Origin of the sequence: Bradyrhizobium sp. NBAIM08 (assembly GCF_020193935.1) — a bacterium.
Taxonomy (GTDB): domain Bacteria; phylum Pseudomonadota; class Alphaproteobacteria; order Rhizobiales; family Xanthobacteraceae; genus Bradyrhizobium; species Bradyrhizobium yuanmingense.
Genome location: NZ_JADYVR010000014.1, coordinates 42,160 through 62,131 on the forward strand (window position 1 = coordinate 42,160; position 19,972 = coordinate 62,131).

Genomic DNA, 19,972 nt, shown 5'->3' on the forward strand with positions numbered 1-19,972 from the left:
GAACGCGTCTACGTGAGCAAAATCCTGGTCTATGACCGGATTTGACTTGATGGGCTTCGGTCCCGGCCACCTCTCGAAGGCAACACTGAACGATCGTCCCTTTGCGTCCGTTCCTTGACCTGCTTCGCGAGCGTTATCCGGATCTTTCCGCCGGCCCTGGCGAGGGTTGAGCAGTATTACGCCGTGCCTTCGCAAAGGCACGGTCGGTTGCCATAAAGCGCTCGATCATCGGCGCGATCAATTTTGCAGGCTCGGTCGCCGTCGTCGCGCCCCCGCTACGCGTCAGAATCTCGGCATAGCTTTTGAGGTCCCTGAAGACCGTCGCCGGCAGTTCGACAGTGAGCTTGACCGGTTTATCGTCTTCGAGTGGTCCAAGCTTGAGCTTCGTCATCGCGCACCTTTTTGCCCATAGGCAGCCAGCACCAGGTCACGCGTGACGATCACGCGGACCGGGAAACCTGGCCGGATGGTCAGCGTCGGCTGAATGTTGAGCTGGCGCTGTACGATCTGCTGGCCGGTCTGGCTGATGCTGTTGGACGCGCCGCTACGGATCGCTTGAACGAGATTGTTCTCGTTCTGACTGGTGCCCGCCTCCGCTCCCACGCTGAGCATGGTCGAGAGAGCGGCAGCCTTGAACAGCATGCCCCAGTGGTTGTCGACCTCGTCCTCGAGGCCGGCATAACCACCTGTGTCGGCGCCGGGCTGGCGCTCCAGCACAATCGAGCTGCCGTCGGGCATGATGATGCGGGTCCAGACCAAGAGGATGCGGGACTGGCCGAACGCGACGGAGCTGTCATATTGGCCGATCAGCTTCGCACCCTGGGGGACCAAAAGATATTTGCCGGACGGGCTGTCATAGAGCGCCTCGGTCACCTGGGCGGTGACTTGGCCAGGCAGATCGGACCGAATGCCCGTGATGAGCGCGGCCGGGATCACGGTGCCGGCCTGCACGACGTAAGGTGAGGCCTTAGCTTCGAGCCGATCAGGACTGACCGTGCGCTTGTCCGTTGCAGCAGTGAGGAAGGCCGTCTTGCGGTCCTGCATGTTCTGGACCAATCCGACATCGACGGGTGGTGTCGCCGTCGGGGACGTCGCGGTTGTGGTCGGCGTATTCGGGATGAGTTGGCCGACGCTCTGTGGTTGCTGAGCAGTTTGAGCGAAAAGGCGGCTGACCCGCGCCGCCTCGATTTCTTGGGATCTGTGCTGCATCTCCGGATCAGACGTCGTGGCCATGGTATTCGGCGCAGCTCCGGCGTTGAGGATCGGCTTGCCGAGATCGCCGGGCAGCGGCGGCCCGAGCGGCGGCGCTTGACGTGGCAGGCCGGTATAGTCCTTCGGCAAGGCGGCGAGGCCTTCGGCCGAAGGCCTGTTCTGGGTGCTGAGCAGCTCTTGGCCGGTCTCCGACTTGTTGCCGGTCTGCAGCGCATAGCCGAGCGCGCCCGCGACCGCGAGGGCGGACAGCGCGCCGAGGCCGATAAGGACCTTGCGCGAGAGCCGCGTGACACGGGGCCGCTCGCCCCGGAGCCGAAGGTCCGGCGGCGCTACAGGCGGGATGTCGCCTTGATGTTCGTGTTCGCCATCTATCGCCATGCGCGCGGCCTTCCGTCGGTGCGGACAATGCGCACGCGCCGCTCGCTGTCCTTGTCGCCAAGACGCAATTCGGCAGCGGCGAACAGGCGGTCGACGATGTAGTAATTGCGGTTCGCGCGGTAGTTCACCAGCTCGGACCCACCGGCTGGACCGATAACGAACAGCGGCGGCATTTCGCCCTGAACGATGCCGCTCGGAAACTCGATGTAGACCTTATTTCCGTCGTCAAAGGCGCGCAGCGGACGCCAGGCCGGATCATCGCCCTCGATCGCGTAGCGGAAGTTGATCGCGGCGAGGTCGACGCCGGCCGCGATGGGGGCTGCGGTTTCAGCCGCCGCATTCTGCCGCCGAAGCGCAATGAGCTGGTCCTCGGGATATTGCCAGGAGACCGAGGCCATGTAGGTCTTCTCCGTCGAGCGCAGCTCGAGGAGGTAGGTCCGCCGGTCGGTGTTGATCACGAGATTGGTGACCAATTCCGGCCGCGTCGGCTTGACCAAGATGTGGATCTTCTTGGTCGCGCCCGCGCCGCTCTCGGTATCGCCGATGATCCAGCGCACAGTGTCACCCGCGGCAACCGGTCCGGAGCCAACGAGTTGCTCGCCCTCCTGGAGGGCGACGTCGGTGATCTGACCGGGCGCCGTATAGACCTGGTAGAGGGCCCCGCCCGAGAACGGATAGACCTGTACCGCGTTGATAAAACCATTGCGGACCGGCTGCACCCGTGCCGCGGCGTTGGCCTGTTTGACGCGTACCTTCGGATCGGCGGCTTCGGGGACGTGTTTGCCCGCGGCGAGCGGTTTCAACTGTCCGGGCAGTGGCAGTGGCTTGGGCAATTCCACGATCTTGACGGGGGACGGCGGATCAGTGGTGAGAGTCGCCGGCTCCGCAGTGTCGTAATTGATATCCGGCGGGATGAAATTGTGTGCGCAGCCGCCGAGTGTCGAGGCGGATATCAGCAAAGCCGCAAAGGCGGATTTACGGAAGTGCGTATTGCTATCTTTCCGGCCTCCGCGAACGATGGAGAAGCGTGAAGCCGGACCGCCGGCTCTCAAGAAAATCGGCGGGCTCATTGTCCCAGCTCCTTTGACCAGTTGATGGCGTTGACGTAGATGCCGAGTGGATTCTTACGCAGCCGATCGGCGTCGGTGGGCGGCTGGATCGCGATGGTGAGGATCGCGGTCCACCGTGTGGTGCCGGCGAGCGCGCCGTCCTGATAGCGGTGCTCGACCCAGGCCACGCGAAAACTGTCGGGCGAGGCGCGGATGACGCTGGAGACGTCGACCGCGACCTGCTGCTTGCCGAGATTGGCGAAGGGATCATTGGCGCGGGCGTAATCGTTGAGCGCCGCCGCGCCCGCCGTCGTCGTGAAATCATAGGCCTGCAGCCAGTTGTGCCGCACGATGATCGGGTCGGCCGGAAGTGAGCGAACGATCTGGATGAAATGGGCGAGATACCAGGCAATCTGCGGGTCGTTCGGCCTGTAGTCGGCGACGGCGGGCGCCACGGCTTGCGCCTCGCCGAGCTTGTCGACCTGCACCACCCAGGGCACGACGGTGCCATGCGTGGATTGCCAGACGAGCCCCCCGGCGAGGCCGGAAGCGAGGATCAACGAACCGAAAGCCATCAGCCGCCAGTTCCTGGCCTGCACGCGGGCGGAGCCGATGCGTTCGTCCCAAACTTGCGCAGCGCGCTGATAGGGCGTTTCGGGTTCGGGTGTACGGCCGTAGCGCACCGACGATCGCCGAAAGACTGACATCAATTATTCTCCTCCCGAGAGGTCGACGGAGTGACCGCCACCGTGGCTGTCGCCTGATTTGAGGGCTTGTGCGGCCGTCTGCGCGCCGTGAATGGCGGCCTGATTGCGCTTGACGCGCCGGGCCCAGGCGGGCGGGCTCGCTGCTTGAGACGCGGCCCCATCATTTGCGGCCTCGCCACTCCCGATGGTTCCCATGGTCGAGGTGCCACCCGTGTTGACGACGCCGGCACGGGCACCGGAGGCGAAGCTCTCCCTCATTGCCCCCGCCGCTTGCGAAGCGGCGCGTCTGACGGGAACTGTCCCGTGACTAGCCGCCGCACGACCTGCGCCACTGAGACCGGCCGCGACGCCGCCGGCGCCAGACCTGCCGACCGGTGCGAGGCTGTAGGCCGTGGACATGCCGCCGGCCATCGACGCACCACCACGTGCGGCGGCCGCAGCACCGGAGCTCGCTGCCATCGCTCCCCTTCCGGCCAAACCGAACGCCGCGCCGCCGACCATCGCCGTACCGGCGACGGCGAGACCGGTGCCGACGGCAGCGCCCGCGCCAAGCTGCGGCGCCCCCGAGACAAGACCGCTGGCGATGCCGGGACCGAAGATGCCGAGGCCGAGCATGGCGAGCGCTGCCAGCACGACTGAGAGCGCCTGCTCGATGGTCGGCTGGCCGCCGGCATAGGCTGTGGTGAATTGAGAGAAGAGCCCAGTGCCGATGCCGACGATCACGGCGAGCACCATGACCTTCACGCCGGAGGCAACGACGTTACCCAGCACCTTCTCCGCGAGAAAGGCGGTCTTGTTGAAGAGCGCAAAGGGAATGAGGATGAAGCCGGCAAGCGTCGTCAGCTTAAACTCGATCAGCGTGACGAACAGCTGCACAGCCAGAATGAAAAAGGCGATCAGCACCAAGAGCCAGGACACCATCAGCACGGCAATCTGGACGAAGTTCGCAAAGAAGCTGGTGAAGCCCATCATCTGGCTTGCTGCGTCCAGCAGGGGCTGCCCAGCGTCGAGCCCAACCTGTGCGAGCCTGCCGGGACGAAGGAAATCCGCGGTCGAGATCGACGAGCCGCCGGCCTTCAGGCCGAGGCCTGCGAAGCTATTGAAGATGATGGATGAGAGCTTGGTGAAGTTGGTGATGATGAAGGCGAAGAAGCCGATGTAGAGGGTCTTCTTCACCAGCCGTTGGAGGATGTCCTCATCTGCGCCCCAGGCCCAGAACAGGCCGGCGAGCGTGATGTCGATGACGATCAATGTCGACGACAGATACGTGACTTCGCCCTTGATCAGGCCGAAACCCGAATCAATGTAGGTCGTGAACGTATTGAGGAAGGTGTCGATGACGCCGACGTTGTTCATGACCTCCCTCCCTGCGGAGCGCTCGTCATCGGCAGTGTGGCCGGCGCGGCCTGCGGCAGAAGTGGCCGCGCCGGCCTGCCGAAGAAGCGCGCGCGGTTCTCCTTCCAAACCGCCTGGCAGTGCGGATCTTCGGCATCCTGGGGTCCAAGCTCAGCGCAGCGGAGCAGCTCGGCCGAAAGGTCATCGGGAGCGGAGACAGAGGGGACGTCGGATACCGGCCGCTCGGCCGGACGCCGATGGATGACATGCAGCGCTGCGAGGAAAATCACAAACACGATGATCATCGCGCCTGCTCGAAGGATGTCCGGGCGCTCCATGACCGGGGCCTCAGTTGCCGCTGAACATCGTGACGTTGCCGGGCCGATAGCCGCTGCGCGTCGAGAAGATCTTGTATTGTTGCTGCCCTTGCGATTCGGTCGCCGTCAGGCGCGCCTGCTCCAGCGCGTCCGCCCTCCCCTTTGCGGCAAGAACCGCGACAAGATCGGAAAGTTGCTGGGAGTGCAGAGCAAGAAGCTGGTTGCCGGCCTGAGCAGCCTGCAGGGCGCCGCTTGCGGACTGGCTGGCGGTGACCAACGAGCTCATTGCGCTGGAGTTCGTCGAGATATTGCCGACGACGCCGGCCTGCACCTTCAGCGAGTCTTCGAAAGCGCCCACCGAGGTCTGCCAACGACTTTGAGCCGCGGCAAACATTGTCGCATTGGAGCCAGTGGCCGCCGCTGTGCCGTAGGTGCTGGAGTACGCGGTCTGGATCCGTTCAACGTTGAAGGCGATATTCTGGGCCTGGCTCAGCAGCGACTGGGTCCGTGCGACCTGTGCCTGGAGCTGGGTCAGCGTCGACAACGGCAGGTTGGCCAGGTTCTTTCCCTGGTTCACCAGGCTTTGGGCCTGGTTGTTCAGCATCTGGATCTGATTGTTGATCTGCTGCAGCTCGCGCGCCGCGGTCAGCACGTTCTGGCTGAAGTTGGAGGGGTCGTAGACGATCCACTGCGCGGAGGCCGGCACCGTCACAAGCGGCGAGATCGACAAGGTGAGCGAGAGGGCGGTCGCAGCGGCCAAGCCGACGCACCGCACTTCAAAAGCGGTCATGATTGCATCTCCAGATTTGTGAGGTCGGGGATCAGGTCGGCGGCCCAAAGCAGCTCGTGATCCGCGAGCCAGGCGGCCGTGAACTCGTCGCGGCCGTGCTCGGCGAGCAGCCGCTCGATGGCGGCATGGTCGGCTTTGGACGACGCGGCGCAGAAGGCGAGCGCAACCGGCCCAAGGCCGAGCTCAAAGAGCCGATTGCCGCGACGGGACTGGCAGTAGTAGTCCCGCTTCGGTGTTGCTCGCGCGATGATCTCGATCTGGCGGTCGTTCAAACCAAACCGCTGGTAGATGGCGGTGATCTGCGGCTCGATTGCGCGCTCGTTCGGCAGGAAGATGCGCGTGGGGCAGCTCTCGACGATTGGAGGTGCGATGTTGCTGCCGTCGATGTCGGAGAGCGATTGGGTGGCGAAGACGACGGAAGCATTCTTCTTCCGGAGCGTCTTTAGCCACTCTCTCAGCTGTTGCGCGAAGGCCGGATCGTCCAGGACGAGCCACCCCTCGTCGATGATGAGGAGAGTCGGCCGGCCATCGAGTCGTCCCTCGATGCGATGGAAGAGGTAGGTGAGCACGGCGGGCGCCGCGCCAGCGCCAATCAAGCCCTCGGTCTCGAACGCCTGCACCGAGGCGAAGCCAAGCTGCTCGGCCTCCGCGTCGAGCAGGCGGCCGGAGGAGCCGCCGACGCAGTAGGGTTGCAGCGCCTGCTTGAGCGCGGTCGATTGCAACAAGACCGTCAGGCCGGTGATCGTGCGCTCCTCGACCGGCGAGGATGCTAGTGACGTCAACGCCGACCAGACGTGCTCCTTCACGGTCGGATCGATGGTGACGCCTTCCTTGGCGAGGATCGCGGCCACCCATTCGGCCGCCCAGGCGCGCTCGGCCGCATCGCCGATACGGGCAAGCGGTTGAAGAGAGACGGAGTCCTCGGCGCTGTTGGACAGGCTTCCGCCGAGGTCGTGCCAGTCGCCGCCCATGGCAAGCGCCGCTGTGCGGATCGAGCCGCCGAAATCGAAGGTGAAGATCTGGCTCTTCCGGTAGCGGCGGAACTGGATCGCCATCAGCGCCAGCAGCACGGACTTGCCGGCGCCAGTGGGACCGACGATCAGGGTGTGGCCGACATCACCGATATGCAGCGAAAAGCGGAACGGCGTCGAGCCCTCGGTCTTGCCGAAGAAGAGCGGAGAGCTGCGGAAATGCTCATCGCAGTCAGGCCCGGCCCAGACCGCCGAAAGCGGGATCAAATGAGCCAGATTCAGCGTCGAGAGCGGCGGCTGCCGGACATTGGCGTAGGCATGCCCCGGCAGCGAGCCGAGCCAGGCTTCGAGCGCGTTCACCCCTTCCGGCATGCAGGTGAAGTCGCGACCCTGGATCACCTTCTCGATGAGGCGAAGCTTCTCGGCGGCAACACCGGGATCTTCGTCCCAGACGGTGACGGTCGCGGTGACGTAGGCCTGGCCGACATCTTCAGTGCCCAGTTCCTGCAAGGCGAGATCGGCATCGGCGGCTTTGTTCGCCGCATCGCTGTCGACCAGGGTCGAGGCCTCGTTGGTCATCACCTCCTTGACGATGGCGGCGACCGACTTTCGCTTGGCGAACCACTGGCGGCGGATCTTGGTCAGCAGTTTTACCGCCTCGGTCTTGTCGAGGAGGATCGCGCGCGTCGACCAGCGGTAGGGGAAGGCAAGCCGGTTTAACTCGTCGAGAATTCCGGGATGAGTCGCGGTTGGGAAGCCGACCACGGTGAGCGTGCGAAGGTGGTGGCTGCCGAGGCGCGGCTCGAGACCGCCGGCGAGCGGCTCGTCCGCGAGCAGCGCGTCGAGATGCATCGGCGTCTCGGGGACACGGACGCGCTGTTGCCGGGTCGAGATGGTCGAATGCAGGTAGGTCAGCGTCTCGCCGTCATCGAGCCAGGCCACCTCGGGCATGAACCCTTCGACCAGTTGCAGGACGCGGTTGGTCCGGTCGACGAAGCCGCGCAGCAGCTCGTGAGGATCGACGCCGCTCTGCGCGCGGCCCTCATAGAGCCAGCCTTCGATGCGGGAGGCGCCCTCCGCCGGCGGGAGCCAAACGAAGGTCAGGAAATACCTGCTCTCGAAATGGGCGCCGGCCTCCTCGAAAGCATCCCGTCGCTCCAGATCGACCAGCGCGGATGCGGCGTCGGGAAAGGTATTGTGCGGATACGTCTGGGCGGCGATGCGCTGAGCCTCGACGAAGATCGCCCAGCCTGAACCGAGACGGCGGAGTGCGTTATTGAGGCGGGCCGTCACGCCGACCAGCTCGGCCGGCGTCGCGCTGTCGAGGTCCGGTCCGCGAAAGCGCGCCGTGCGCTGGAACGCGCCGTCCTTGTTGAGGACGACGCCCTTCGCGACCAGAGCGGCCCAGGGCAGGAAGTCGGCGAGACCAGCGGGCCGGTTGCGGTATTCGGCGAGATTCAGCATGGAGACCTCATGCGCCGAGGTAGGAGGGATAGCGGAGGTGACGTCGCACGACGTCAACGAATTGCGGGTCGCGCTTGGCCGCCCAGACGGCTGCGGCATGGCCCACGGCCCAAATCAGTGCTCCGGGGATCCAGAGGTGGAGGCCGAGCGCGATGGCGGCCGCCAACGTGCCGTTGGCGATCGCAACCGTGCGGGGCGCGCCGCCCATCAGGATGGGGTCGGTGAGCGCGCGATGGACCGGCGCGAAGAAGCCCGGTACTTCCGGATCAACGATGCCGGCCATTACACCAAGGCTCCGCCAGAGAAGCTGAAGAAGGTCAGGAAAAAGCTCGACGCGGCGAAGGCGATCGAGAGGCCGAAGACGATCTGGATCAGCCGGCGGAAGCCGCCAGAGGTGTCGCCGAACGCGAGCGTCAGGCCGGTCACGGTGATGATGATGACCGACATGATCTTGGCGACCGGACCTTGCACCGACTCCAAGATCTGGTTGAGCGGCGTCTCCCACGGCATGGAGGAGCCGGAGGCGTAAGCCGCGGGGGCAAAAGCGATGGAGATGAAGGCAATTGCCGCGAGCTCGGTGAAGCGGCGGCGAACGTCACGGATCGCGGGAGGGAACTGGATCATGATGGGTCCTTGGCAAACGAGGATTGGCCCCCCGCCTCGGCTGAGTGGACGCGGTAATCGCCGGTGGCGGGATCGAGGCCGGCAACGAGAGCAAGTTCAGCGAGGCGGCGTTCGCTGCCGCGGCCACGCAGCACCGCGATGAGGTCGATGGTCTCGGCGATCAGCGCCTTCGGAACGGTGAGAACAGCTTCCTGGATGAGCTGCTCAAGCCGGCGAAGCGCGCCCAGCGCCGAGCCTGCGTGGATCGTTCCGATCCCACCTGGATGGCCGGTGCCCCAGGCCTTGAGGAGCTCCAGGGCCTCGCTGCCTCGGACCTCGCCGACCGGAATCCGGTCGGGACGCAGACGCAAGGAGGAGCGGACAAGATCGGATAGCGACGCCACGCCGTCCTTGGTGCGCAGCGCGACCAGATTCGGGGCGCGGCATTGCAGCTCGCGCGTATCCTCGATCAGGACCACGCGATCGGTGGTGCCGGCGACCTCGGCCAGCAACGCGTTCGTGAGCGTGGTCTTGCCGGTGGAAGTGCCGCCAGCCACCAGGATGTTCTTGCGCGCGGCGACGGCTTCGCGCAACACGCCGGCCTGGTCGGCCGTCATGATGCCGGCCGCCGCGTAGTCATCCAGCGTGAAGACAGCCGCCGCGGGCTTGCGGATCGCAAAGGCCGGCGCCGCAACGACGGGCGGAAGAAGCCCCTCGAACCTCTCCCCCGTCTCGGGAAGCTCCGCCGAGACGCGCGGCTTCTCGGCATGCACCTCAGCGCCGACATGGTGCGCAACCAGGCGCACGATACGCTCACCATCGGCGGCGGACATCGTTCGTCCGCTATCCTCCAGGCCGCCGGACAGCCGGTCGATCCAGAGCCGGCCGTCGGGATTAAGCATCACCTCGACGATCGCGGGGTCTTCGAGGAAGGTCGCGATCGCGGGACCAAGCGCGGTGCGCAGCATGCGCGCGCCACGCGAGAATGCTTCCGAATGGAGTGAAGTGCCCGCCACGATCGTCCCCCGTCGGGCGCCAACCGCGGCAAGCGATCAGCAACGGGGATGGATAGAAAAAGCAGGAGATGGGTTAGTTCAACAAGTATTCAGGCGGTGTAGGGAGCCAGCGTAGTTCGGCGAAAAAATACTTGCAGTAGAGAAGACGCAAAGATCATACCTAGAGTGCCATCTGTGCAGCGCAGGAGTTGAACCAACGTTTCGCGAATGGCCGCCAGCATCATCATCCGAAATAGTTATTTATCTGATCGCCAATAAAGCTGCTTGATGATTGTCGGGCGCGCTGTGAATCGTTGTGCGCAGCGCCCTACTTCTTCGAATGAGGTGGCGTGGAGGGATTTGGCCAGAATCCTGATTGAAGACGGCTCTGCCAGAGTAGCTCTTTGCTGGCCTATGAATAGCGCCCTAGGCCTAGATCCTTCGTTTCGATGTCAGGTTTTCGTCCCGAGACAAGGTCCGCTATGACCCGCGAAGAACCGCAACTCATTGTCCAGCCGAGAGTACCATGTCCGGTATTCAAGAATAGATTACTGATCCTGGTCCGGCCAATGATTGGGGTGCCATCAGGAGTCATCGGTCGAAGGCCTGACCAGAAGGATGCGGTCTTAGGATCTCCCCCGGGAAACAGATCCATCACGGAATACTCCAGGGTCCGTCGACGTGCTTCGACGAGGTCATTGGTGTAGCCTGAAATTTCGGCCATCCCGCCAACACGAATCCGATCTCCGAGACGGGTGATTGCAATCTTGTATGTCTCGTCCATGACCGTCGATTCGGGGGCACGTGAGGCGTCGGTAATTGGAATCGTCAGCGAATATCCTTTGACAGGATAGACCGGCAGCTTGATTCCGACCTTCTTGAGCAGAAGCGGCGAATAGCTTCCCAGCGCGACAACGACTGCGTCCGATCTAATGGTCCCACGATCGGTGAACACACCACGCACTTGGCCAGCTTCGATGTCGAGCCCATTGATGAAGTGTCCGTAACGGAAGTCGATGCCCAACGCCGCGGCTTTTTGCTCCAGCGCATTCGTAAACTTGAAGCAGTCGCCGGTCTCGTCTTTTGGAGTCAAGAGTCCACCAACCATTCGGTCGCGCACGTAGCGCAATGCGGGCTCGGCCCGAATACAGCCATCGCGATCGAGGACCTGGAAAGGAACGCCATCTGCCGCAAGAGCCTTCACGTCCTTCGCTGATGCGTCGAGCTGCTGCTGAGATCGGAACAACTGCAGAGTTCCCTGCATGCGCTCGTCATAGTTCAACGAGGCCTCGCTCCTTAACTCGGCAAGCGCCATGCGGCTGTAGTCCGCAAGGCGCAGCATCCGTCCCTTGTTGAGCGCATATCGGTTCGCAGTGCAGTTGGATAGCATGCGAAAGAGCCAGGAGAGCATGGCCGCATCAAGCTTTGGGCGGAGGATCAAGGGCGCATGCCGCATGAGCATCCACTTGACGGCCTTCATGGGGATTCCGGGGGCAGCCCACGGCGAACAGTAGCCGAAGGAAACCTCCCCGGCGTTCGCAAAGCTGGTTTCCAGTGCTGGACCCGATTGCCTATCGAGAACGACGACTTCGTGCCCGAGCTTCGCAAGCTGATATGCGGTGGTGACGCCGATAACGCCTGCGCCTAGAATCGTGACTTTCATTATCTAATCCATAGTCATGCTTAATGATGCCTGCTCATCTGCTGGGAACGTTCAGCAATAGCTTCTGAAGAAGCGCCGACCGAGGCCGGTGAGAATCTCGTAGGAGATCGTGCCGGCGTCAGCCGCCAGCATTTCGAGGGGCTGATGAGGACCGATCACTTCGACGAGGCTTCCCAGATCGAGAGCGTCATCCGGCAGATCGGAGATGTCGACTGTCATGCTGTCCATCGAGACTCGCCCCACGATAGGCAGGCGTTGACCGTGGAAGTAGACGGCTCCGCGGCCACTCAGGCTTCTTGGAAGCCCGTCTGCATAGCCGGCGCAAAGTGTAGCAAGGCGGGTGCTGTCGCCGGTTACGTGCGTTCCGCTATAGCCGACCATAGTGCCGCGCGGGACCGTGCGGGTCTGCGCGACCGCGATAGCGAGGCTGACGACGGGCTCCATTGGATTGACGGCATTCACCTGCGGCGCACCGCCATAGAGCGCGATCCCTGGACGAACGAGAGAGCCATGATAGTCCTTACCCATCAGCACGCCAGCGGAGTTGGCGAAGGAGGATGGCACCGGAGCAAATTCCTTTTTGACCATCTGCATCTCTGCTAGCTGCGCCGCGTTTTGCGCTTTGGTGGGCTCATCCGCGGAGGCGAGATGGCTCATAACGTAGAGAATCTCGAGCTCCGGCGATTGCGCGATTTCCATGCGGACCGCAGCGCGCTCGGCGGGCGCAAAACCGAGCCGTGACATGCCGGTATCGAATTGTAGAACAGCAGGGAGACGTCGCCTCTCGGCGTGTGCCTGAGTACGCCAACGGTAAAGCTGGGCGAAGCAGTTGATGACTGGAATGACTTGAGCCGCCGCGCACGCTGCCTCCGCACCGGGCAATAGGCCGTTCAGCACAAAAAGCTGCGCGTCGTTCGGAAGATGAGGCCGCAATGCGATGGCTTCCTCCGCCTGCGCCACGAAAAAGTGTCTGCAGCCGGCGTCAAGCAACGTCTCCGCCACTCTGATGGCACCCAAGCCATAGGCATCGGCTTTGACCACTGCTGCCACGCGAGCCGGAGTCGTCATCGATGCAATGCGCTGAAAATTCCGGCGCAGCGCTGCCAAATCGACGGTCATATAGCCGGGAAAGCCTTGCGCTTTCCCATCTAACACCGCCTGCGGAACGGCCCGGTCCAACGTCTTTTCACTGTGCATGAGATAAGGCTTAGCGCAATAAACGAGCAAGTTGTGCGCATTCCTTGCTCGATTGTTCGATAACTGCTACGAAAGATCGAACGATCTGCAAACCCTTCGAATAAAATTTACAGCGGCCATGGACAGCATAGATCACAATATCTTGCGCGCGCTCCGCGTAAACGCGCGAATGAGCAATGTAAATCTGGCGGAGGAAGTTGGGCTTTCACCTTCGGCGTGTCTGCGACGGATCAAGCTGCTCGAGAAGGCCGGTGTCATTCGCGGGTATACAGCACTCGTGGAGACCGGTGCCGACTCACAAGGTCTTGCCGTGCTGATCAACATCACGTTGGAACGGCAGACGGTAGAGTACCTCAATAAATTTGAGGCTGCGGTACGCAAGCATCCGGAGATTCAGGAGTGCTATCTCATGACCGGGCGAGCGGACTATTTCCTGCGTGTGGAAGCCGCCAATGCTGTCGAGTTCGAACGGATACACAAGGAGGTCCTCTCGACCCTTCCAGGTGTCGCACGTATCCATTCCAGCTTTTCGATTAGAAACGTGCTTGCAAGCCGAACAAACGCTCGGCGCTGAGTACGCTCTTCCGGCCAATAGAACTCCTATATCTCTCGTTCGATGCGTCCCTTCAGCAGCACTTGAAGGCTCAATACGCGCGGACGCCTGTCGCTTGCGGCGCTGTCGGTCAAGCCGATTAGAACTCACACCATACTTGAGTCGCTAACAGATCGTCGTGGCACTCGGGATGCGCAGCAAGAGAACATCCTTTACGAAGCAATGCCAGCCTACTGTTGCGCTGTACTAAGTAGGCGCTCAGCGCAAAGGCAATGTTGAAGACTTTGGATCCGCTCCGCACAGCGGCGGGTCTAAAAGCGTCGCGAGCCGGCGAGGCCTACCATTTCTGATAGTTGATGTTGAAAGCGTGTCCTGACAGTAACCGGCGAGAACTTCAACGCTCCCAATGCTCAGCACACACTCTAAAGATAAGGACACCCTTTGTGCCCGGACACTCCTCCCCCTCAGGCTACGTCGAAGAGCACTGCGTCCCCCCGCTATGCCGAACAGTGCGCTCTTATGCCCGGCGCGCTGGGGTCAGCCCGACTCTCGGGTTGAACTCGCCGGCTGCCTGGAATTTTGAGCGCAGACAGGTAGCAGGGATAACCTCGCGCGTTCCGCCCCCCTCAATTTTGATGATGCTTTTCGCTTGAACAGATGATCCGAGATTCAGAACTCAGCGGGATAGCGAATGTCATTTTCGCCGGCCTGATGTTGGTTGCGATGGCAGCGATCATCAAAATTGTAACCAGGACTCTTTCGCCCCTCGAGGTCGTCGTCCTGCGGAGCTTGATATCTGCGCCGCTGCTCTTCTTTATTGTCCCTAGACATAGTCGCCTAGACTTCCAAGCCTACTTTTCGAAGGAGCACTTTCTCAGATCAGCGCTCGGTTACGGCGGCTTCGCAGCATTCGCTACTTGTTCGTCAAAGCTCCCACTCACTTTGGTTTCCTCGATATCCTACACATCACCTATTTATTGCATGCTGCTGTCCACACTCATCTTGAAGGAAGCTCATGGCTTTGCCACTGGAAGTGCCGCAACGATGGGGCTTCTAGGCGCGCTTGTTATAACTCAACCGGCCTTGACCGATCTCGACATCTGGGTGGTCGTTGGATTGATCGGAGCCATCCTCGACAGTCTTGCGATTGTGATGGTAAGGCGCCTAGCAAACACGGCCGGGCCCGGACAAATGTCGCTTAGCTTTATGCTATGGAGTTCAGTTATCGGCCTGCCGATCGCAATTCCTGCTTGGGTTTGGCCATCTCCCGCCGATTGGGCATTGTTGCTGCTCCTTGCGATTTTCGCTGCACTGGCTCAAGTCGCCCTCGTCAGAGGCTACGCTCGCGTTCGCCTTTCGCGCGCGGCCCCCTTCGACTTCATTCGTCTTCCAACCAGCTTGGCAATTGACATGTTGTGCTTCGACACAACTCCTACACCTGCGATGTGGCTCGGTTCTGGCTTGATATTTTGTGCCGCTTCGGTCGCCTTGGTCGGCGCAAACATGCACAAGTAGAAAGGTCACGCAGACAGGATGGAGCATTCCGATGCAATATTCAGGGCCAACCGCAACGTGGTCGAGAGCGGCACTTCGATGAAGCAGAGGGCGCAATCAGCCGCCATTTCTATCGCGACCACGGGCATAGCGAATAATGCGGGACGGCGTTATGCCGGCTGCTTATCATGAGTGAAAGAGGAATCGCCGTCCCGTTCAAATCAAACTGATCTTCGCCTGCCATCCGACGCGAGAGCGCTCTCGGGCAGACCGCCAATATCGTGTTCGGACGCGATGAGTTCGCAAGGTCGCCGGCACTTCGCTGACGGCGCCCCTAAAAAGAAACAGCAATCCCCTACGTACGACGGATCTCATGAAGAACATCGAGTTAACACCCGCGCCCAATACGCTCACGGGAAACAACCCGTCAAAAGCGGCGCCCTCTATTGAGGCGCTATTCTCGACGTCAGGTGGCATGGCGACGTTTACGGACCGCGGACACGCGATTATCCAGCAACTTGAGGTTATCTTCCTGGATTGGGCGAGCTTCATCCCAGCGACAAATATTCGGTATCCATCGCTTATCCCTATCGCGGATCTTGACCGCCTGAACTACTTCCGAAACTTCCCGCATCTCGCACTCTGCGCGTGCGCCATAAGCGAGTCAGCTTGCGCGGACTTTAGCAAAGGACAAGACGACCTATTGCGCCTCGATCATCGTCAGTTGCAGAGTGCGGAATTTTGCCTCCCCCCCGCCGCGTGCTATAACGTCTACCTCAGTATGCGCGGTCAGCACCTCAGCGCTACTCGTTGCGTTACAACCGTAGCCAATTGCTTCCGCAATGAAGACCATTACCAAGGACTGAGACGGCTTCGGGCCTTCACGTTGCGTGAAATTGTATTCGTCGGGCGTGACGAGGACGTCAAGACTTACCTCCGCAAGTATCGGGCAATTGCACTGGAATTCCTGGGTGAGTTGGGTCTGACCATTGAGGTTAAGCATGCCTCCGACCCATTCTTTGACAAGGCCAGCACCGCAGCCCGCGCAACACGCATCTTTCCGACCAAAGAAGAACTTTTATTCAACGGGACGCTGGCGATCGCTTCGCTTAACTATCATCGTCGCTTCTTCGGTGAGCGCTGCGGTATAACTATCGAGGGCGAACCCGCACATACGGGCTGCATCGGATTCGGCCTTGAACGCTGGGTATACGCGCTGACAGAGCACTTTGGGACTGACACGGGAGTCATTCTCGATCGGCTGCAGGCGTCTCACTCGGCCGTAATGTCCCACCAGAGCGCTTCGCAATGAACAGTGACAATTCCATTCGCGCTTCTACAATGCATCGTGGGCTGATGGGAATTTGTGTCGATCGGACAACAATTTCTGATGTCGACGCGAAGAACGGGACACTCTCTGTCCGTGGCCACTCGATTGATGTCCTTGTTGCAAATTCGACCTTTGAAGAGACAGCGTTTCTCCTGATTTTCGGCAAGCTCCCAACGGCGAGCGAGCTCGACGAGTTTCAGCGAGAACTGAAAGCAGCCCGCTCACTTCCTCCCACAGTCATCGATCTTCTGGCCCAAATGAAGCTCGCGCATCCAATGGATGCCCTGCGCACAACAGTATCTGCGCTTGTTGCGCTCGATCCGGACGGTGCAGATAATCGTACAGAAGCTCTGCAGCGAAAATCGATACGCCTACTATCCCAAATGGCTGTCGCTGTAGCGACACATCACGCCCAACGGGAGGGGCGAGCGCTCCCCCGACCGAATGATGAACTCGCTCACGCTGCCAACTTCCTGTGGATGCTAAAGGGCACCCTCCCGACGCGGGAAGAGGCCAAAGTACTAGATGAGGATTTTATCCTGCACGCTGAGCTTGGTGCAAATGCTTCCACGTTCACAGCGAGAGTGATTGCGAGCGCCAAGTCGGGCTATCACGCTGCCGTAGCGGGTGCGCTCGCTTGCTTCGAGGGCGTCTTACACGGCGGGGCGATGGATGGAGTTGCCGCCATGGTCGAGGAGATCGGCTCACCAGATAGAGTCCTGAAGTTCGTAAGAGAGCGCCGACGCCGCCGCGAGCGCATTCTTGGATTTGGCAACCGCGCTTACAAGACGGAGGACCCGCGCGCGCGCCATCTCCGCCGGCATGTCGAGATCCTCTCGCAGCTAAGGGCCGAGCCGCACCATCTCCAGATTCTAAACGTTCTCGCCGAGGAGATGAAACCCTACGGAAGACACGGCATTCACATCAACGACGATTTCTACGGTTCGGTGTCGTACAAGCTTCTGGGCATACCGGCTGATTTGTGCGCGGCGGTATTCTCCCTCTGCCGCCTCGCGGGGTGGACAGCACACATCATCGAGCAATCCAACAACAACATCCTGATACACCCGTTGCTGAAATTTAATGGCTGCAAAGAAGTGGCGTATATTCCGATTCAGGAGCGCTAAGAAATGCTCGATGGAGGAAATCTGAACTTTAGAGACTCCAGCTTAGGAGCCGCGGACTGGACGGCTTGAACAGAGTAAGCAGTGCACAAGCAACTCCTTTGGCAAGAGACTTAGAGTCGACGCCTCAGCTTGTCTGGCAAGGCAAATGGGTTGGGTAGTGAAAGAGGGGCTGGAAGGCAAGTCGTAGCGAGAACGCTTACCTATCGCGATCATCGAAGAACGGGAGAGTAGCATATGTAGCCTCTCCGAAGAGCTCAATCGTAAGCATTTAAGTGCTCCGCTTGTGCCTACATTAGCCGAATGCTTGGTGTGAGCGGATCGAACACTTCTGGTCTTGTCGGAGCAAGGATCGCATCACCCGAACGTCTCGCAAATCATGTCCTCGGAAGGTGCAATGCTATCGTGGGAACTTCTTTCTCAAGCGCTCCATCGGCTCGCCGCTGCGCCGCTGCCGATCCGGATCTTTAGGACGCCACATCAATGAGGACTCTGAGTGAGTGACAGCGAACGGATTGCGACACGATTTACTGGAGGCAACCAGCTCGTCGTTGAACTGTGGGGAGCAGCGAAGATAGACGATTGGACCATCGCTGAGGTTGCGATTCCTAGGGCGATTGATGCGACGCGTTCAACTTTAGAGTGCTTTCGTCTTCGCAAGTCTCCTGGAGATGGCAGCCTCTTCGCCGTGGCGCGGATGGCTGATGCTCAGATTGTAATACATGCATGGCCCAAGAACTCCTACGCTATCATTGGCATTCTAGCGAGGGGCGGTACCGAAGCATGCAGGGCGGCGTCTGTGCTAATTGAGGCGTTCCAACCTGAACGGTCAGAGATCCGTACTACTACCGCGTTGACCATTTGGCGCCGGTCTTCCCTGTGGAGACCTAGTCTCGGCTGACCATGCGCGCACTGTAGGGAGAGCGATCTGTCGGTGTATGCTTTAGGAGTGCGACGGGACACGGCCGCAAGCATTGGCCACTCGCACAGTCCGGCCCTCCGATCTCTCTTTTTTGGAGCGCCGGTTGGAGGAGAATACGCTCCTCTGTCTGCCAGACAGCGCGCCTCGCTCGATCGGAACTTGCGTCTGATGTTATTACTGTTCTGCTGCTCGATCGTCTTCGCTTCAATGGTATTCGACTCGCTGACGGGTGCCGTGTGTGCACAACGCAAGGGCAGGGATCGTATTACCTTCATGGCCTTCACTCTCTTCGTATCACTATGAGTGCATGCTACTGCTCTGCTTGCAACCACGAGATGTAACATCATGCAGTTGATGTTGGTTGCCATGTCGGTCGGAACGCCGGCCCGCTGCCCGCTGTCGACCTCGGCCTGCTTGACCCAGTCATGCAGCGTCTGCGGCGTGCAGCCGATTTTGGCCGCAATCGAGGTCACCGCCGCCCAGCGCGACGGGTGCTCGCTGGCGTATTCAGAACCAGCCAAACCGCACGGGCCCGAACCTCGGGTGAAAACGTGTTCGTCGTCTTGCCCATAAGGGCTCCATCTTCTCAAGAGTTGAAGCCTCCGGCAATCCCGGGGCGGTTCACGTCGACGGGCAACCCAATCGTAAACAAAAGCGAATTGACGAGGCGCCGCCGCGGTTTATAAGCTGCGCTCTTTGTTCTGGAAGACTTGCGGTTGACCAATTCGAGGAACCGATGAGTAAGGCTCGCCGGCCCATCTCACTTAATGCGTTAAATACCTTTGAATGTGCTGCTCGTCTTTTGAGCTTTTCCGCTGCAGCGGAAGAGCTGAACCTGACACGCTCAGCGGTGAGCCACCAGATCACGAAACTCGAGGAGATATTCGGGTTTCGTCTATTTGACCGGAGACCAGATGGAGTTGTGCTCACCTCGGCCGGAGCGGGATATTACAATAAGATTCGGGGAGCACTTACGGAGATCGGCGAGGTTACGTCTGATGTCCTTGGAAAGCCGCGACGACAGCGTCTGACTGTGCATTGTGCGCCCACTTTTTCTACACGATGGTTGCTGAGCAAGCTCGGACGCTTCATGGGCGCTCATCCAGAGATCGATCTTAGGATCATAGCCGCCTCGGGCCCACCTGACTTTCGTGACCCAGGCTTGGATTTGGCGATCTGCTATGGGGCGCAGGGCCTTCCAAATTGCTCGGAGCAGCTGTTTCTATCAGAGGGCGTTCAGCCAATCTGTAGTCCAATTTTGAGAGACTCGGCAGGACTGCACTCTCCCTCGGCCCTTAGCCAGGTCACCCTCATTCGCACAGATCAAAACCTCGTTTCCTGGGATTTCTGGTTTCGCAGCCAAGGCCTAGAACTTCCACCCGATGTCAGACAAGTACAGTTGAAGCCTTCCTTTCTTGCGATCGAGGCAGCCCTGCAGGCTCTCGGAGTAATTTTGGAAAGCAACGTGCTCACGGCGGAAGAACTCGCTGCAGGGAAATTGATTCTTCCGTTCCCATCAAGCCCGATCACCCTGCCAGCCTACTATGTCGTCACACCAGATGATGACCGCAATCAGCGCTCTTTGCTGTTTAGAAAATGGCTGCTCGATGAGGCACAGCGCTCGAACAAACAGAATTACGTGGGACCGGGCGAGATCGTTTAGGGAGAGGCCCGGCCCGTTCACAGCACGCAACCGAGCTCGGTGAGCCACCCTAACGCTCGACTACATCGAACGTTAATTGACGAATATCGGTGTGGGACTCGCCGCGGAGAAGCTCGGCGGGACATATCGAGTGACGGCGACGTCGTTCGGCAAGCGAAATGGGGCATGCAGCTCTCTAAAGCACGATGTCGCAATACAACATGCT

At 60.6% G+C, this 19,972-nt stretch carries 19 protein-coding genes and 1 pseudogene; 6 read left to right on the forward strand and 14 right to left on the reverse strand.

Annotated elements, in window-relative coordinates; genetic code table 11:
- Positions 1–133: 133 nt before the first annotated feature.
- The 13 genes from I6F37_RS32870 to alr all read right to left on the reverse strand — a co-directional run bounded on the left by I6F37_RS32870 (position 134) and on the right by alr (position 12,603).
- Complete coding sequence (locus I6F37_RS32870) at positions 134–391, reverse strand: DUF2274 domain-containing protein (RefSeq protein WP_036046681.1); 258 nt, start codon at positions 389–391, stop codon at positions 134–136.
- Entirely contained in the window at positions 388–1,590 is a 1,203-nt protein-coding gene (locus tag I6F37_RS32875; RefSeq protein WP_036046683.1) for a TrbI/VirB10 family protein, read from the reverse strand. Before I6F37_RS32875 ends, I6F37_RS32870 begins: the two co-directional genes overlap by 4 nt.
- Positions 1,581–2,660, reverse strand: a complete 1,080-nt coding sequence (trbG, locus tag I6F37_RS32880; RefSeq protein ID WP_225153801.1) for a P-type conjugative transfer protein TrbG — start codon at positions 2,658–2,660, stop codon at positions 1,581–1,583. Before trbG ends, I6F37_RS32875 begins: the two co-directional genes overlap by 10 nt.
- The gene (gene trbF / locus I6F37_RS32885; RefSeq protein ID WP_225153803.1) at positions 2,657–3,346 is read right to left on the reverse strand and encodes a conjugal transfer protein TrbF; all 690 of its coding nucleotides are present in this window, start codon (positions 3,344–3,346) and stop codon (positions 2,657–2,659) included. Before trbF ends, trbG begins: the two co-directional genes overlap by 4 nt.
- A 3-nt stretch (positions 3,347–3,349) precedes the next feature.
- The gene (gene trbL, locus I6F37_RS32890) at positions 3,350–4,702 is read right to left on the reverse strand and encodes a P-type conjugative transfer protein TrbL (protein ID WP_225153805.1); all 1,353 of its coding nucleotides are present in this window, start codon (positions 4,700–4,702) and stop codon (positions 3,350–3,352) included.
- Positions 4,699–5,019: a putative entry exclusion protein TrbK-alt gene (gene trbK-alt, locus I6F37_RS32895; protein ID WP_128930982.1), complete on the reverse strand. Its 321-nt coding sequence runs from the start codon at positions 5,017–5,019 to the stop codon at positions 4,699–4,701. The genes trbL and trbK-alt overlap by 4 nt, the downstream gene beginning before the upstream one ends.
- A 10-nt stretch (positions 5,020–5,029) precedes the next feature.
- Positions 5,030–5,788, reverse strand: a complete 759-nt coding sequence (gene trbJ, locus I6F37_RS32900; protein WP_225153807.1) for a P-type conjugative transfer protein TrbJ — start codon at positions 5,786–5,788, stop codon at positions 5,030–5,032.
- Positions 5,785–8,223 carry a conjugal transfer protein TrbE gene (gene trbE / locus I6F37_RS32905; RefSeq protein WP_225153809.1) on the reverse strand — a complete coding sequence of 813 codons (2,439 nt, stop codon included), beginning with the start codon at positions 8,221–8,223 and terminating at the stop codon, positions 5,785–5,787. The genes trbJ and trbE overlap by 4 nt, the downstream gene beginning before the upstream one ends.
- Before the next feature lie 7 nt (positions 8,224–8,230).
- Complete coding sequence (locus I6F37_RS32910) at positions 8,231–8,506, reverse strand: VirB3 family type IV secretion system protein (RefSeq protein ID WP_225129144.1); 276 nt, start codon at positions 8,504–8,506, stop codon at positions 8,231–8,233.
- Positions 8,506–8,847 carry a TrbC/VirB2 family protein gene (locus I6F37_RS32915; RefSeq protein ID WP_109141606.1) on the reverse strand — a complete coding sequence of 114 codons (342 nt, stop codon included), beginning with the start codon at positions 8,845–8,847 and terminating at the stop codon, positions 8,506–8,508. The genes I6F37_RS32910 and I6F37_RS32915 overlap by 1 nt, the downstream gene beginning before the upstream one ends.
- Complete coding sequence (gene trbB, locus I6F37_RS32920) at positions 8,844–9,842, reverse strand: P-type conjugative transfer ATPase TrbB (protein ID WP_225153810.1); 999 nt, start codon at positions 9,840–9,842, stop codon at positions 8,844–8,846. The genes I6F37_RS32915 and trbB overlap by 4 nt, the downstream gene beginning before the upstream one ends.
- 391 nt (positions 9,843–10,233) lie before the next feature.
- Entirely contained in the window at positions 10,234–11,484 is a 1,251-nt protein-coding gene (locus tag I6F37_RS32925; RefSeq protein WP_225153812.1) for a D-amino acid dehydrogenase, read from the reverse strand.
- 51 nt (positions 11,485–11,535) lie between these two features.
- Positions 11,536–12,603 carry an alanine racemase gene (alr, locus tag I6F37_RS32930; RefSeq protein ID WP_225153925.1) on the reverse strand — a complete coding sequence of 356 codons (1,068 nt, stop codon included), beginning with the start codon at positions 12,601–12,603 and terminating at the stop codon, positions 11,536–11,538.
- 196 nt (positions 12,604–12,799) lie between these two features.
- Between alr and I6F37_RS32935 the strand changes: the two genes are divergently transcribed.
- From I6F37_RS32935 to I6F37_RS46005, 5 genes are all read left to right on the forward strand, one after another.
- A complete protein-coding gene (locus I6F37_RS32935) occupies positions 12,800–13,255 on the forward strand; it encodes an Lrp/AsnC family transcriptional regulator (protein ID WP_225153814.1) in 456 nt (151 codons plus the stop codon).
- 636 nt (positions 13,256–13,891) lie between these two features.
- On the forward strand, positions 13,892–14,749 hold the full coding sequence (locus tag I6F37_RS32940; protein WP_225129137.1) for a DMT family transporter: 858 nt from the start codon (positions 13,892–13,894) through the stop codon (positions 14,747–14,749).
- Between the two features lie 352 nt (positions 14,750–15,101).
- On the forward strand, positions 15,102–16,040 hold the full coding sequence (locus tag I6F37_RS32945; RefSeq protein ID WP_225153816.1) for an aminoacyl--tRNA ligase-related protein: 939 nt from the start codon (positions 15,102–15,104) through the stop codon (positions 16,038–16,040).
- Complete coding sequence (locus tag I6F37_RS32950) at positions 16,037–17,185, forward strand: citrate/2-methylcitrate synthase (protein ID WP_225153818.1); 1,149 nt, start codon at positions 16,037–16,039, stop codon at positions 17,183–17,185. The genes I6F37_RS32945 and I6F37_RS32950 overlap by 4 nt, the downstream gene beginning before the upstream one ends.
- Before the next feature lie 493 nt (positions 17,186–17,678).
- Positions 17,679–18,083 carry an S-adenosylmethionine decarboxylase gene (locus tag I6F37_RS46005; protein WP_225153820.1) on the forward strand — a complete coding sequence of 135 codons (405 nt, stop codon included), beginning with the start codon at positions 17,679–17,681 and terminating at the stop codon, positions 18,081–18,083.
- Positions 18,084–18,472: 389 nt separating this feature from the next.
- Here I6F37_RS46005 and I6F37_RS32960 read toward each other — a convergent pair.
- Positions 18,473–18,675 (reverse strand): annotated as a pseudogene (locus I6F37_RS32960) (transposase); the annotation flags it as partial.
- Between the two features lie 165 nt (positions 18,676–18,840).
- On the opposite strand from I6F37_RS32960, the gene I6F37_RS32965 reads away from it, so the two are divergent.
- Positions 18,841–19,767, forward strand: a complete 927-nt coding sequence (locus tag I6F37_RS32965) for a LysR substrate-binding domain-containing protein (protein ID WP_225153822.1) — start codon at positions 18,841–18,843, stop codon at positions 19,765–19,767.
- The last annotated feature ends 205 nt before the right edge of the window (positions 19,768–19,972 follow it).

Coding starts and splice junctions, on each gene's coding strand:
- trbL (WP_225153805.1), bottom strand. CDS start 4,702: ATGAACAACGTCGGCGTCATCGACACCTTCCTCAATACGTTCACGACC.
- trbK-alt (WP_128930982.1), bottom strand. CDS start 5,019: ATGGAGCGCCCGGACATCCTTCGAGCAGGCGCGATGATCATCGTGTTT.
- I6F37_RS32940 (WP_225129137.1), top strand. CDS start 13,892: ATGATCCGAGATTCAGAACTCAGCGGGATAGCGAATGTCATTTTCGCC.
- trbE (WP_225153809.1), bottom strand. CDS start 8,223: ATGCTGAATCTCGCCGAATACCGCAACCGGCCCGCTGGTCTCGCCGAC.
- I6F37_RS32935 (WP_225153814.1), top strand. CDS start 12,800: ATGGACAGCATAGATCACAATATCTTGCGCGCGCTCCGCGTAAACGCG.
- alr (WP_225153925.1), bottom strand. CDS start 12,603: ATGACCGTCGATTTGGCAGCGCTGCGCCGGAATTTTCAGCGCATTGCA.
- I6F37_RS32910 (WP_225129144.1), bottom strand. CDS start 8,506: ATGGCCGGCATCGTTGATCCGGAAGTACCGGGCTTCTTCGCGCCGGTC.
- I6F37_RS32950 (WP_225153818.1), top strand. CDS start 16,037: ATGAACAGTGACAATTCCATTCGCGCTTCTACAATGCATCGTGGGCTG.
- I6F37_RS32945 (WP_225153816.1), top strand. CDS start 15,102: ATGAAGAACATCGAGTTAACACCCGCGCCCAATACGCTCACGGGAAAC.
- I6F37_RS32925 (WP_225153812.1), bottom strand. CDS start 11,484: ATGAAAGTCACGATTCTAGGCGCAGGCGTTATCGGCGTCACCACCGCA.
- I6F37_RS32875 (WP_036046683.1), bottom strand. CDS start 1,590: ATGGCGATAGATGGCGAACACGAACATCAAGGCGACATCCCGCCTGTA.
- trbJ (WP_225153807.1), bottom strand. CDS start 5,788: ATGACCGCTTTTGAAGTGCGGTGCGTCGGCTTGGCCGCTGCGACCGCC.
- I6F37_RS32870 (WP_036046681.1), bottom strand. CDS start 391: ATGACGAAGCTCAAGCTTGGACCACTCGAAGACGATAAACCGGTCAAG.
- I6F37_RS32915 (WP_109141606.1), bottom strand. CDS start 8,847: ATGATCCAGTTCCCTCCCGCGATCCGTGACGTTCGCCGCCGCTTCACC.
- trbF (WP_225153803.1), bottom strand. CDS start 3,346: ATGTCAGTCTTTCGGCGATCGTCGGTGCGCTACGGCCGTACACCCGAA.
- I6F37_RS32965 (WP_225153822.1), top strand. CDS start 18,841: ATGAGTAAGGCTCGCCGGCCCATCTCACTTAATGCGTTAAATACCTTT.
- trbG (WP_225153801.1), bottom strand. CDS start 2,660: ATGAGCCCGCCGATTTTCTTGAGAGCCGGCGGTCCGGCTTCACGCTTC.